The 12760-nt window shown below is 61.2% G+C and carries 10 protein-coding genes; 5 read left to right on the top strand and 5 right to left on the bottom strand.

Going from position 1 to position 12760, the window contains the following annotated elements; genetic code table 11:
• The first annotated feature begins 181 nt into the window (after positions 1–181).
• Genes moaA through glp form a run of 3 tightly spaced genes read left to right on the top strand, consistent with a single transcriptional unit; the run spans position 182 to position 3301 of the window.
• Positions 182–1330, top strand: coding sequence for a GTP 3',8-cyclase MoaA (gene moaA / locus B9Z48_RS04975; protein ID WP_108377353.1), 1149 nt, complete (start codon positions 182–184; stop codon positions 1328–1330).
• Between the two features lie 5 nt (positions 1331–1335).
• A complete protein-coding gene (gene mobA / locus B9Z48_RS04970; RefSeq protein WP_108377352.1) occupies positions 1336–1959 on the top strand; it encodes a molybdenum cofactor guanylyltransferase MobA in 624 nt (207 codons plus the stop codon).
• A 16-nt stretch (positions 1960–1975) separates the two neighbouring features.
• Positions 1976–3301, top strand: coding sequence for a gephyrin-like molybdotransferase Glp (gene glp, locus B9Z48_RS04965; RefSeq protein ID WP_233261023.1), 1326 nt, complete (start codon positions 1976–1978; stop codon positions 3299–3301).
• An 89-nt stretch (positions 3302–3390) separates the two neighbouring features.
• Here the strand turns inward: glp and B9Z48_RS04960 are convergent, their stop codons facing one another.
• From B9Z48_RS04960 to B9Z48_RS04945, 4 genes are all read right to left on the bottom strand, one after another.
• Positions 3391–6474: an efflux RND transporter permease subunit gene (locus B9Z48_RS04960; RefSeq protein ID WP_108377351.1), complete on the bottom strand. Its 3084-nt coding sequence runs from the start codon at positions 6472–6474 to the stop codon at positions 3391–3393.
• Positions 6461–7870 carry an efflux RND transporter periplasmic adaptor subunit gene (locus tag B9Z48_RS04955; protein ID WP_108377350.1) on the bottom strand — a complete coding sequence of 470 codons (1410 nt, stop codon included), beginning with the start codon at positions 7868–7870 and terminating at the stop codon, positions 6461–6463. The genes B9Z48_RS04960 and B9Z48_RS04955 overlap by 14 nt, the downstream gene beginning before the upstream one ends.
• A gap of 139 nt (positions 7871–8009) precedes the next feature.
• Complete coding sequence (gene rnhA / locus B9Z48_RS04950; protein WP_089955233.1) at positions 8010–8456, bottom strand: ribonuclease HI; 447 nt, start codon at positions 8454–8456, stop codon at positions 8010–8012.
• Positions 8443–9282: a class I SAM-dependent methyltransferase gene (locus B9Z48_RS04945; RefSeq protein WP_108377349.1), complete on the bottom strand. Its 840-nt coding sequence runs from the start codon at positions 9280–9282 to the stop codon at positions 8443–8445. The genes rnhA and B9Z48_RS04945 overlap by 14 nt, the downstream gene beginning before the upstream one ends.
• Here B9Z48_RS04945 and gloB point away from each other — a divergent pair.
• Together gloB and B9Z48_RS04935 are read left to right on the top strand one after the other, a co-directional pair.
• Entirely contained in the window at positions 9281–10054 is a 774-nt protein-coding gene (gene gloB, locus B9Z48_RS04940) for a hydroxyacylglutathione hydrolase (RefSeq protein WP_089953993.1), read from the top strand. The genes B9Z48_RS04945 and gloB overlap by 2 nt on opposite strands.
• The gene (locus B9Z48_RS04935; RefSeq protein ID WP_089953997.1) at positions 10051–11613 is read left to right on the top strand and encodes a transglycosylase SLT domain-containing protein; all 1563 of its coding nucleotides are present in this window, start codon (positions 10051–10053) and stop codon (positions 11611–11613) included. Before gloB ends, B9Z48_RS04935 begins: the two co-directional genes overlap by 4 nt.
• Before the next feature lie 23 nt (positions 11614–11636).
• On the opposite strand, the gene B9Z48_RS04930 is transcribed toward B9Z48_RS04935, so the two are convergent.
• Complete coding sequence (locus B9Z48_RS04930) at positions 11637–12686, bottom strand: ABC transporter substrate-binding protein (protein ID WP_233261022.1); 1050 nt, start codon at positions 12684–12686, stop codon at positions 11637–11639.
• Positions 12687–12760 lie beyond the last annotated feature (74 nt).

The following is a 12760-nucleotide window of genomic DNA, read 5'->3' as shown; positions in this document are numbered from 1 at the left end:
TTTTTGCAGGAGCGGCGCCCCCGCCGCGATAGAGCCTCACGGACCGCGACCCCTCGCCCCGAGGGCGGGGCTCCCACAGGGGTGAAACTCATGGCGTTTGCATGAACGCTTTTTTGTAGATCTGTCCATCCTTGACCATGCCACCTCCAAGGGGGTGGCGTGTCGGGCACAATCGCTGGCTATGTCTGAACGCGTCATTCCGCTGGTTGACCAGCGCCATCCCAGCTTGCCTTTGCCCGCCACCGTGCAAGGCCACAGCCACGACCTGAACCCACTGCCCTTGGACGGCCTGCGCCGACCCTTGACGGATTTGCGCATCAGCGTGACCGATCGCTGCAATTTCAGGTGCAGTTACTGCATGCCCAAGGAAATCTTTGACAAGGATTACGCCTACCTGCCGCACAGCCATTTGCTGAGCTTTGAAGAAATCACCCGCATCGCCACCGTGTTTGTGGGCCGGGGCGTGCGCAAAATCCGCCTGACGGGCGGTGAGCCCCTGCTGCGCAAAAACATCGAGATCCTGATCAAACAACTGGCCGCACTGCGCACCCCCGACGGCCAGCCACTCGATTTGACGCTGACCACCAACGGCTCGCTCTTGGCCCGCAAGGCCCAGAGCCTGAAAGACGCAGGCTTGCAACGCGTGACGGTCAGCCTGGACGGGCTGGACGATGCGGTGTTTCGCAGCATGAATGACGTGGACTTTCCGGTGGCCGATGTGCTGGCCGGGATCGAGGCGGCACGGGCAGCGGATCTGGGGCCGATCAAGGTCAATATGGTGGTCAAGCGCGGCACCAACGAGCATGAAATTTTGCCCATGGCGCGGCACTTTCGGGGCACAGGCATCGTGCTGCGCTTCATTGAATACATGGACGTGGGCGCGACCAACGGCTGGTGCATGGACGAGGTGCTGCCCAGCGCAGAGGTGATCCGCCTGCTGCAGACCGAGCTGCCGCTGGTGCAACTCGACCCCTCAGCCCCGGGAGAAACCGCCGAGCGCTGGGGTTACGCCAACGCCCAGGGCGAGCACGACCCGAGTTTGGGCGAAGTGGGTGTGATCAGCAGCGTGACGCAGGCCTTTTGTGGCGACTGCAACCGCGCCCGCCTGTCCACCGAAGGCCGCTTGTATTTGTGCCTGTTTGCCAGCCAAGGCTACGACCTGCGCCAGCTCTTGCGCGACCCCACACAAAGCGACACCACACTGGCTGCCACGGTGGACGCCATCTGGCGCGGGCGCACAGACCAATACTCGCGTCTGCGCAGCCTGCGCGGGCCGGACACCGCCAGCGGCCCCGGCCGCCGGGTGGAAATGAGCTACATCGGAGGCTGAAGGCCATGAACAACAACGCACCCGCCATCACCGGCCTCATCCTCGCAGGCGGGCGCGGCTCGCGCATGGGTGGCAGCGACAAAGGCCTGCAAAACTTCCACGGCCTGCCACTGGCTTTGCAAACCCTGATGCGCCTTCAGCTGCAAAGCCTGCCACTGCAAGAGGTGCTGATCAACGCCAACCGCAACCTGGCGGCCTACGAATCGCTGGGCGTGCCGGTTTGGCCTGACAGCATCGACGGCTTTGCAGGGCCTCTGGCAGGTTTTCAAACGGGTTTGGAGCGCTGCGAAACGCCGCTCATGCTCACGGTGCCCTGTGACACGCCCTTGTTTCCGCTCGATCTGGTGGAGCGCCTGGTCCACGCCATGAACGCCCAAGACGCCGATCTGGCCATGGCCGCCGCCCCCGAGGCCGATGGCACGGTGCGCCCTCAGCCGGTGTTTTGCCTGCTCAAAACCGATCTGCTCGAAAGTCTGGTCAAGTTCACCCAAGGCGGTGGCCGCAAGATCGACGCCTGGACCGCACAGCACCGCTGCGCCATCGTCCCGTTTGACCTGCCTGGCGACAGCCCACAGGCCTTTGCCAACGCCAATACACTGGCCGAACTGCAGCAACTCGAAGCCCTCTGAATCCCATGGCCACACAATGGCCGCGCCGACCATGACCATGCCCCTGCCCCCCGCACTGTCACCCACACCGTCACTCAGCGAAATCGCCGACCGCCTGCAAGGCTACGACCCGCAAGCCCTGTCGGCCCGCCATGTGAACGACTTTCTGGCCCAGCTGGTCCAGCCCCTGCGCGAACAAGAAACCGTGGCCTTGATGCAGGCCCATGGCCGCATCCTGGCGCAAGACGTGGTCTCACCCATCAGCGTGCCGCCCCATGACAACTCGGCCATGGACGGCTACGCCTTGCGCGGCGCAGAACTGCTGCCCGACCGTCCAACACCCCTCAACGTTGTAGGCACCGCGTTCGCCGGTGCTGCCTGGCAAGGCACGCTGAATGCGGGCGAGTGCGTGCGCATCATGACCGGGGCCATCATGCCCGCTGGACTGGACACCGTGGCGCCGCAAGAGCTGGTGAAGGTGGACGGCGACCAGGTGCAGATTCCGCCCGGCCTGCTGCAAACGGGCGACAACCGCCGCCTTTTGGGCGAGGACCTGATGGCTGGGCAACCCGCCCTGCGTGCGGGCACTCGCCTCGCGCCCGCTGCCTGCGGCTTGCTGGCCAGCCTGGGCTTGCCCAGTGTCAGCGTGTGGCGCAGACCCAAAGTGGCCTATTTTTCAACTGGCGACGAAATCCTGAGCCTGGGCGAAGCGCCCCGCGAAGGCGCGGTGTACGACAGCAACCGCTACACCGTGGCCGGCATGGTACAGGCGCTGGGCTGCGAGCTGATCGACATGGGCGTGGTGCGCGACGAGCCTGCCGCGCTGGAACAAGCTTTTGTGGATGCGGCTGCACAGGCCGACGCCATCATCACCAGCGGCGGCGTGAGCGTGGGCGAGGCCGACCACACCAAGGCCATGATGAAAAAACTGGGCGATGTGGCCTTTTGGCGCATCGCCATGCGCCCGGGCCGCCCCATGGCGGTGGGCCGCATCCAGCGTGGAAACCGCTCAGCGGTACTGTTTGGCCTGCCGGGCAACCCGGTCGCCGTCATGGTGACCTTTGCTGCCTTTGTGCGCCCCGCCTTGCAGCAACTCATGGGCTGGCAGGCACCAGCCTTGCCCCTGCTCAAAGCCAAAAGCACCGAAGCACTGCGCAAGAAGCCCGGCCGCACCGAATACCAGCGCGGCATCGTCAGCACCAACGCGGCTGGCGACTTGCAGGTCAGCATCACCGGCAACCAAGGCTCCGGCGTGCTCAGCTCCATGGTTCAAGCCAACGGCCTGATCGTGCTGGGCCACGCCCAAGGCAACGTGGCCGTGGGCGACCTGGTGGATGTGATGATGTTTGACGGGCACCTGTGAACCGGAAAATCCGGCACCCATGAAAAAAGCGGCCTTGGCCGCTTTTTTCATGACTCAGACGCCGCACAGCGCGTGCCGCGTCTGTGCGATCAATGCACAGGCACCTCAGGCGGTGCCTCATGCGCCACCGCCTTGTTCGGCCCAGGCACCGCTTTGCGGGCCAGCAGCGAATACATGGTGGGTACCACAAAGATGGCCAGCAAAGTGCCCAAGCTCATGCCACCCACAATCACCCAACCAATTTGCGTCCGGCTCTCCGCGCCCGCGCCCGTGGCCAAGGCCAGCGGCACCGCACCCAACACCATGGCCCCGGTGGTCATCAAAATGGGACGCAAGCGCTGGGCCGAAGCCTTGACCAAGGCCTCTTGCATCGCCATGCCCTGCTCACGCAGCTGGTTGGTGAACTCCACAATCAAAATGCCGTGTTTGGTGATCAAGCCCACCAGGGTGATCAAGCCAATTTGTGAGTACACGTTGAGTGACCCGCCCGTGAACTTGAGGGCCAAGAGCGCCCCGATCATGGACAGCGGTACAGACAGCATGATCACAAACGGATCCACAAAGCTCTCAAACTGCGCCGCCAGCACCAAAAAGATGAAGAACAGCGCCAGCACGAAAACGATGACCAAAGCCCCCTGCGAGCTTTTGAATTCGCGCGAAGTGCCGTTCAGCTCGGTGGTATAGCCGGGTTTGAGCACCTTGGCCGCGGTTTCATCCATGAACTTGATCGCTTCGCCCAAAGAATAGTCAGGCGACAAGTTGGCCGTGATCGACACCGACCGGCGTTGACCAAAGTGGTTCAACTCGCGCGGAGAGACGCTTTCGCGCACCTTGACCAGACTCGACAGCGGGACCATGGTGTCATTGCGACCGCGCACCTGGATCACGTCGATGTCGTCGGGCGTGTTGCGGGCTGAGGGCAAGGTTTGCACGATCACGTCGTACTGCTCGGCGTCGCGTTTGTAACGCGTCACCACCCGGCCCCCCAGCATGGTCTCGATGGTTTTGGCCACCACCTCGATGCTCACGCCCAGCTCGGCGGCTTTCACGCGATCGACTTCGATGCGCAGCTCGGGCTTGTTCAAACGCAGGTCCACGTCGGGTGACAAGATGCCGGGGTTTTTGGCCACCTCGTCCATCAACTGGCGTGTCAGCTGATTCAAGTTCTGGTAGCTGTCCGAGGTCTGGATCACAAAGTTCAAAGGCCGCTCGCGAAAACCCTGCCCCAAAGAAGGCGGCGTGATCGGAAAGGCATTCACACCGGGCAAGCTGTTGAATTTCCCACCCAATTCACGCGCGATCTCCAGCGTGGTGCGTTGGCGCTCGTCCCAGTCCACCGCACGATAAACCACCGAACCTTGCCCAACCGTGGGGTTGCCGATATTGGCAAAAATGCGGTCGAACTCGGGGTACGCCTGGCCAAACTTCTCCAGCGAACGGGCATAGCGGTCGGTGTATTCCAGTGTGGAGCCATCGGGCGCGTTGACAGTGGCCAAAATCACGCCCCGGTCTTCCAGGGGTGCGAGTTCCTGCTTCATGGTGGGGTAAATGAAGGCAATGCCCACCCCTGAGCCCACCATCACCAACACCACCACCCAACGTGCGCGGGTCAGAATGAAGCCCAACAAACTTTCATAACCGTTGGACAAGGCCGTGAGCCTGCGCTCCATGAAACTGTCAAACCAGCTTGGATTGGGGTTGTGGCGCAGCAGTTTGGCGCTCAGCATGGGGGCCAGGGTCAAGGCCACAAAGCCCGACACAATCACCGCCCCAGCCAGGGCCAAGGCAAATTCACCAAACAACTTGCCCGTGCGCCCCGGCGTGAAGGCCAAGGGCGCAAACACGGCGGCCAGCGTCAAGGTCATGGCGATGACGGCAAAACTGATTTCCCGAACGCCCTTGATGGCCGCTGAAAACGGGTCCAACCCCTCTTCAATGTGCCGGTAAATGTTTTCCAGCACCACAATGGCGTCGTCTACCACCAAACCAATGGCCAACACCAGCGCCAGCAGGGTCAGTGTGTTGATGGTGAAACCGGCCAAAGCCATCATGGCAAACGCCCCAATCAAGCTGACCGGGATGGTGATGATCGGGATGATCGAAGCCCGCAAGGTGCGCAAAAACACAAAAATCACCAAAGCCACCAAAACCACCGCCTCCACAATGGTCTGGAACACGTTCTTGATGGAGCGGTCGATGAAGACGGAGTTGTCGTTGGCCACGTCGATCGAGATGTCGCCGGGCAAATCAGCCTGAAGGCGGGGAATCATCTCGCGCACACCTTTGGACAAATCCAGCGGGTTGGCCGTGGCCTGGCGGATCACGCCAGCAGAAATCGCAGACCGGCCATTCAGGCGCACCACACTGCGGTCGTTGGCGGCATCTTCCTTGATTTGGGCCACATCGCGCAGCTTGACCGGAAAACCGTTCACGCTGCGGATCACGATGTCCCCAAACTGGCTGGGGCGGGTCAGGTCGGTTTGTGACGAGACACTGAATTCACGGTTGCTGGACTCGATGCGACCCGCAGGCAGTTCCAGATTGCTGCGCCGGATGGCGTCTTCCACGTCTTGCGGCGTGAGCTTATAAGACGACAAACGCGCATGGTCCAAGGACACCAGCATGGCGTATTTGCGCTCACCAAAAATACGCACATCGGCCACACCGGTCACGGTCTGCAGGCGCGGCTTGACCACGCGGTTGACCAGGTCGTTGATTTGCAGCGCATTGAGCGTGTCGCTGGAAAAAGCCAGCCAGATCACCGGAAAGGCATCGGCCTCGACCTTGGCAATGACGGGCTCTTCAATGGCCTGAGGCAAACGGTTGCGCACCCGCGACGTGCGGTCACGCACTTCGGCTGCGGCCGTGTCGGCGTCCTTTTCAAGGCGAAAGCGCACCGTGATTTGCGACTGCTCGGCGCGGCTGATGGAGGTGATGACATCCACCGCATCAATGCCCGCAATCGAGTCTTCCAAAGGTTTGGTGACCTGCGACTCGATCACCTCGGCCGAGGCCCCGACATAGCGGGTGGTTACGGTGACGGTGGGCTCGTCGATCTTAGGGTATTCGCGCAGAGACAAACTTTTGAAGCTCACAGCGCCAATCAGCAAAATCAGCAAGGACATGACCACGGCCAGTACAGGCCGCCGAATGGAGACTTCAGCGAGCTGCATCGTTGCCCCTCAGGCAAGGGTTGGGGCCGGACACCGCCACATTTCGGGCTGCAGACTGACCCGGCTTGGCCGCAGCAGCGGGTCCAGCACTTTGCAAAGCTGCACCAGGTGCAGCTGAAGGTGCAGCTGAAGCTGCAGCGCCTGAAGCCGGTGCCCCTGCAGCGCCCCCTGCTGCTGCAGGGGCACCGTTGGCACCTCCAGGCGCACGGCCAGCGGCAGCACCCGCAGCCCCAGAAGGCCCAGCGCCAGCAGGCGGTTTGCCACCTCCGGGCTGCGACAAGTCGACCACGCGCACAGCTGTGCCGTCTTTTTGCAACCGCTGGTGGCCTGCCGTGACCACGGTGTCACCTTCGGCCAAACCTTCCAAAACTTCGACTTTCCCCGGCAAACGCAAGCCCAACTTCACCGCCACGCGCTCAGAAATCAAGGCATCGGGCTTTTCGCCTGCCACCACCTTGACCACAAAGCTGCGTCCTCCCTGAGGGATGACCGCCTCTTCGGGAATCATCAAAGCGTTTTCACGCGAACCAAACACCGCATTGACCCGTGCAAACATGCCGGGACGCAAAGCCTGTTGGCGGTTGTCGATGCAGCCGCGCACGCCGACCGACCGGCCATTGGCCTCAATCAAGGGGTCCACCGCCTGCACAATGGCCGTGAAGGGACGTCCGGGCAAAGCATCCACCGTCAGCTGGGCTGTTTGGCCCGCACGGATCTTGGCCTGAAAGCGCTCAGGCAATCGGAAATCCAGCAACACCGCATCCAGGTCCTCGATGTTGACCATGTCCGCGCCGTCTTTCAGGTAATCGCCCACATTGATTTGCTTGAGGCCAGCGATGCCATCAAACGGTGCCAGCACCTTCAAACGCTGCAAGGTGGCATCGGCCAAAGACAGCTTGGCGCGAGACACCTCCAGCGCCGCACCGCTTTCATCGAGCGATCGCTTGCTGATGAAGTTTTGTCCTACCAGTTCTTGGTTGCGTTTGTGGTTGGCCTCGGCAATCGACAACTCGGCCCGGGCTTGCGACACCTGTGCCTGCTGCAGTTGGTCCTCAAACTGCACCAAAACCTGGCCCTTGCGCACACGTTGACCATCGTTGAAAAAAATCTGTTTGACACGACCGGCCACTTCGGGGCGCAGCATCACACCCTGACGGGAGCGCAAACTGCCCACCGCTTGGGTTTCGTCCACCAGGCGCTGGGTCTGAACTTTGGCCACTTCCACGGCAGGGGCACGGGCCGCGCCGGCTCCTGGACTTCCGGTGGCCGCCCCCGGCCCCGCCAAGGGGGCCACAGGGCTGCTTGTGGCAGGCTTGTTTTGCCACCACCACGCCGCACCAGACGCCACACAAACCCCGACGAGCGCCAGCAGGGCATATTTTTTCTTGTAAGCCATTCAGATTTCTCTCAGGTTGAATTCACCAAGACTGACAGAATGTAACAGCGGCACCCGCCCTGTCCAAGAGGTCGCGGTTCGGCTCAGGCTCAAGAAAATGGCTTTCCACACCAGCTCGGCCAACGCCAAAGGATTGGCCTCACCGGCCCAAGGCTTTGTCTACGCCGAGGTTGGCGAGTGCATCGGCCCTTTCATTGCCCGGGTCGCCCGCATGCCCCTTGACCCAGCGCCAGTCAATCCGGTGTCCCGCAGTGGACACGACTGTGTCCAATTTTTGCCACAAGTCGGCATTTTTGACCGGTTGCTTGGCGGCTGTGCGCCATCCCCGTGCTTTCCAGCCTTGAATCCACTCGGTGATGCCTTTGCGCACATATTCGCTGTCCAGGTACAAAGTGACTTGGCAAGGGCGTTTGAGTGCCAACAGGCCCTCAATGACAGCGGTCATCTCCATGCGGTTGTTGGTGGTATTAAGCTCACCACCAAACAACTCCTGCACATGCCGGCCAGCCTGCAAGCGTGCGCCCCAGCCACCCGGGCCAGGATTGCCCTTGCAGGCACCATCGGTATAAATTTCAACGTGGGTCAACACTGTCTTTCGCGGCCGCTTGACGGCCAATGGAGGTATCGGACCGGGCCACTGGCACAGTCGTTGCAGCGGGCGATCGTACCTTGCGCCAAGGGCGAGATTCCAGCAAACGGCCCCCATGGACACGTTTGGTGGCCATCAACAGATAAACGCCCCCAAAAATGGGCCACCAACGTTCACCCGCCCGGTCCATCCAGTCCATGCGCTGCATCCATCGCTCTTGACGCCAAGCCGGTGTCCAGCCTCCAAAACGGCTGACCTGAACCTCAAACCCCAACAAACGCAGCCAATCGCGCAACCGTCGGTAGGCGATCAAAGACTGGCCCAGGCCATGACCCACCCCCTGACGCCGCAAGGCACCTGACTGATGCCAACCCCACAAACTCAAGGGATTGAACCCCGTGATAAGCACATGCCCCTCAGGAATCAACACCCGCTCCACTTCGCGCAAGCAGGCGTGAGGATCGGCTGACCGCTCCAGGGCATGGGGCAAGACCACCAAATCCAGGCTGTCGGCCGACCAAGGCCAAGCGCGACTGTCCAGCCACACATCAGGGCCTTGGGCCAGGGTATCGGTGTTGTGATGAAATGCGACTTGCGAAGACTCGAACTCGGCCTGCGCCTGCCAACGGTGTGGCATTCGGTTGCCCCGCAAGGCTTGCAGGTCAGGCCATCCCAGCTGAACGGCGTGATAGCCAAAGACATCGGCCAAAAGTGCATCGGCTTGGGCCTGTTCCCAGGCCAACAAACGCGCGGCCACCGACGGCCCCAAACTGGACAACCAATCGGCATTTGAATGCTTGCTTTCTATAATCGGACTCTCCATGAAACTCATTGCATTGCCCGCTTTCACCGACAACTATATTTGGTTGTTACACACAGACCACCACGTTCTGGCTGTTGACCCAGGCGATGGTGCGGCTGTGCTGGACTGGCTGGCGGCACACCCCGGGCTGCAACTGGACACGATTTTAGTCACGCACCACCATGCCGACCACACCGGGGGCGTGGCCCAGCTGGTGGCCCAAACGGGTGCCCTGTGCAAAGGACCGGCCATGGAGCGCTTGCCTGTTGAAGCTCAGGGTCTGCAACAAGGCGATGCGTTGGACTGGCATGGCCTGAACTTCCAGGTGATCGATGTGCCCGGCCACACCCTGGGACACATCGCATTTTGGGCGCAACCGCCAGACCAAGACCCTGTGCTGTTTTGTGGCGACACCTTGTTTTCTGGCGGCTGTGGACGGCTGTTTGAAGGCACTCCCGCTCAAATGCTGCAGTCGCTGGACACCCTGGCCGCTTTGCCCTCTGCCACCCGGGTGTGTTGTGCCCACGAATACACCCTGTCCAACTTGAAATTTGCCTTGGCCGTGGAGCCTCACAACACCGACTTGCAGCAATACGTGCAGCGGTGCACCCAACTGCGCCAGCAAGATCTGCCAACTTTGCCATCACACCTGCACACAGAGCGAGCCATCAACCCCTTCCTGCGCAGCCGCGCACCTGATGTGGTCACGGCAGTGCAACAACATGCGCCTCACGCGGTGGACGACATCGCCATTTTTGCGGCCCTTCGTCAATGGAAAAACGACTTCCGATGAACCTCCTCCTATCGCCCCTGAAGGCCCTGGGCCGCCCCGCTGGGGCCTTGATTTTGGGCTTGAGCTTGCTGCTGGCGGGCTGCGCCACCCCCTCGTCAGGCCCCAGATCGAGCTTTCCCAGCGCAACACCTTCGTCACCCTCGACCTCACCCGTCAAACAAGACGCGGCAAATGCCTCCCTCAACGCACCACCCGTGGTGTCGATTGCCCCAGCAGAGCCTGACCGTGCCGTGGTGCTCAAGCCCCAATCACAAATTGGCCTTCAAGCCCCACCCGTTGACGTCTGGGAACGCATTCGCCGTGGTTTTGCCATGCCCGACCTCGACAACGAACTCGTGCGCAACCGCGAACAGTGGTATGCCAGTCGCCCCGACTACATCTTGCGCATGACCGAACGCTCACGCCCCTACCTGTTCCACATCGTGGAGGAACTGGAGCGGCGCAACATGCCCACCGAACTGGCCCTGTTGCCCTTCATTGAATCGGCCTTCAACCCCCAGGCCGTCTCGAGCGCCAAAGCCGCAGGCATGTGGCAGTTCATGCCCGCCACGGGCAAGTACTTTGACCTCAAGCAAAACCTGTTCAGGGATGAGCGTCGCGACGTGCTGGAATCCACCCGTGCGGCCCTCGACTACCTGCAAAAGCTCTACACCCTGTTTGGCGACTGGCATTTGGCTTTGGCCGCTTATAACTGGGGTGAAGGCAGTGTGGGCCGTGCCTTGGCACGCAACCGGGCCCAAGGCAAACCGCTGAGCTACAGCGATCTGAACATGCCCAACGAAACCCGTTATTACGTGCCCAAATTGCAGGCCGTCAAAAACATCGTGGCCCAGCCCGAGGCCTTCAGCACCCAGTTGCCCCTGATCCAGAACCACCCCTTCTTCAAGAGTGTGCCCATTGACCGCGATATCGATGTCGAGGTGGCCGCCAAATTGGCCGGTGTTTCCTTGGAGGACTTCAAAGCCCTCAACCCCGCCATGAGCCGACCGGTGATCCTGGCCGCAGGCACACCCCAAATTTTGCTGCCATGGGACAACGCCACCATCTTTGAGACCAACCTGCAATCACACGCCAACCGCCGACTGTCCACCTGGACCGCATGGCAAGCCCCACGCACCATGAAGGCCGAAGAAGTGGCCACTCAGCTGGGCCTGTCCGCCGAGCAATTGCGCTCGGTCAATGGCATACCACCGCGCATGCTGGTCAAAGCCGGCTCCACCCTGCTGGTACCGCGCCAGGGGAAACTGGACAACGATGTCACCGAACATCTGGCCGACAACGCCCACTTGGCCCTGGCCCCCGAAGTGGTGCTGAGAAAAATCCAGGTCAAAGCCAGAAAAGGCGACTCTTTGGCCAGCCTCGCGGCCAGACACGGTGTCAGCGCCGCCAACGTGGCCGAATGGAACCGGCTCAAACCCCAGGTCAGTCTCAGCAACGGTCAAACACTGACCCTGTTGGTGCCCTCACAAGCGCCACGAAGGGTAGAAAAATCAAGCGCACGAAGTCGACAAACTGGTCCCAAAAAAGGCACAGCGACTGCAAGAAAGTCCCAACGCTGAGACCCCGTCTCCTGTGACACCCCTCATGCAGAAAACCGCACCCGCGATTTAAGGGCAAAGGCGTTGGTGTAAGTTTTTTCAGGCACCACCCGGGCCAAGGCCGAGCCATTGGGCAAACGAGAGTGCGCCCGCCAAGCGTTCATCACCTCCTCGCTGCGCAAGATGCCATCGACCGCATAGGACTCGCGCAGCTTCTCAAAAGCGCTCAAATAAATGGCCCGATCGCCCAACCAATGACCCGCAGGCACGGCCTTCAAGACATCGGTCAAACCCGCAGTCTGCAACCATTTCAAAGCATGGACCACTGCATCACTCAAGGCCTGAACGCGCTCGGGTTGGCGCTGTAGAAAATCTGCCGTGGTCATCAAGCAAGCCCCGGGCACCATGCCCCCAAAAAGCTTGCGGGTCGCGGCCAGACTGCGGGCCTCGAACACCACACGAACTTCGTTTTTTTGCTCCAACCAATGCATCACCGGATCGGGTTGACACAGGGCATCAATGGCGCCGCTGCGCAAAGACTCCACCACCTGAGGAGCCGACCCCACCGGGACAAACACCACGTCTTCGGGCAACAAACCATGGTTCATGAGCCAATGGCAGGTCATCCAGTAGGTGGCCGAATCCAGAGACGAGACCCCCACACGCAGGCCCCTCAGATCCATCACCGAACGCCAAACCAATCCCGGCCGTGTGCTCACCCCCAAACTCAACTGAGGTGTTCGCCCCGTTTGCACAAAGGCCTGAAACCCCTGCACTTTTTGCTGCAAGAAAAACAAATGCTCGAACGAGCCGGACAGCACATCGGCTTGACCCTGCAACACACTGCTGGCCGCCTTGGCTCCGGACTCATGAACGACCCATTCCACCGCCACACCCGCCTGCTTGAAATAGCCCAATTGGTCTGCCAAGGTCAAGGGCAAGTGGTAGAGGCTTTGCCCTGCTGCCAAGGCAATTTTGACCCGAGGCAAAAAACGTCCGGGCTCCACATTGGCGGACACGGCAGCCGGCGCACAGGCCAGCCAAGCCATGGCGCTTGACAGAAACGAACGACGACCCCAGACCGCCTTGGACACAGGCCAGCTCCCTTGAAAACATGCAATGCCCCAAGCTTAAGCAAAGCCCTGTTGACGCGCATCGGGAATGATCC

It is taken from the genome of Limnohabitans sp. WS1 (assembly GCF_003063265.1).
Lineage (GTDB): Bacteria > Pseudomonadota > Gammaproteobacteria > Burkholderiales > Burkholderiaceae_C > Limnohabitans_A.
Note: the sequence above shows the minus strand (reverse complement) of the source record. Positions and strands in the feature narration are given on the sequence as shown.

Excerpts from the sequence above, each read along its gene's own strand:
- moaA (WP_108377353.1), top strand. The coding sequence starts at position 182 with ATGTCTGAACGCGTCATTCCGCTGGTTGACCAGCGCCATCCCAGCTTG.
- mobA (WP_108377352.1), top strand. The coding sequence starts at position 1,336 with ATGAACAACAACGCACCCGCCATCACCGGCCTCATCCTCGCAGGCGGG.
- glp (WP_233261023.1), top strand. The coding sequence starts at position 1,976 with ATGGCCGCGCCGACCATGACCATGCCCCTGCCCCCCGCACTGTCACCC.
- B9Z48_RS04960 (WP_108377351.1), bottom strand. The coding sequence starts at position 6,474 with ATGCAGCTCGCTGAAGTCTCCATTCGGCGGCCTGTACTGGCCGTGGTC.
- B9Z48_RS04955 (WP_108377350.1), bottom strand. The coding sequence starts at position 7,870 with ATGGCTTACAAGAAAAAATATGCCCTGCTGGCGCTCGTCGGGGTTTGT.
- gloB (WP_089953993.1), top strand. The coding sequence starts at position 9,281 with ATGAAACTCATTGCATTGCCCGCTTTCACCGACAACTATATTTGGTTG.
- B9Z48_RS04945 (WP_108377349.1), bottom strand. The coding sequence starts at position 9,282 with ATGGAGAGTCCGATTATAGAAAGCAAGCATTCAAATGCCGATTGGTTG.
- B9Z48_RS04935 (WP_089953997.1), top strand. The coding sequence starts at position 10,051 with ATGAACCTCCTCCTATCGCCCCTGAAGGCCCTGGGCCGCCCCGCTGGG.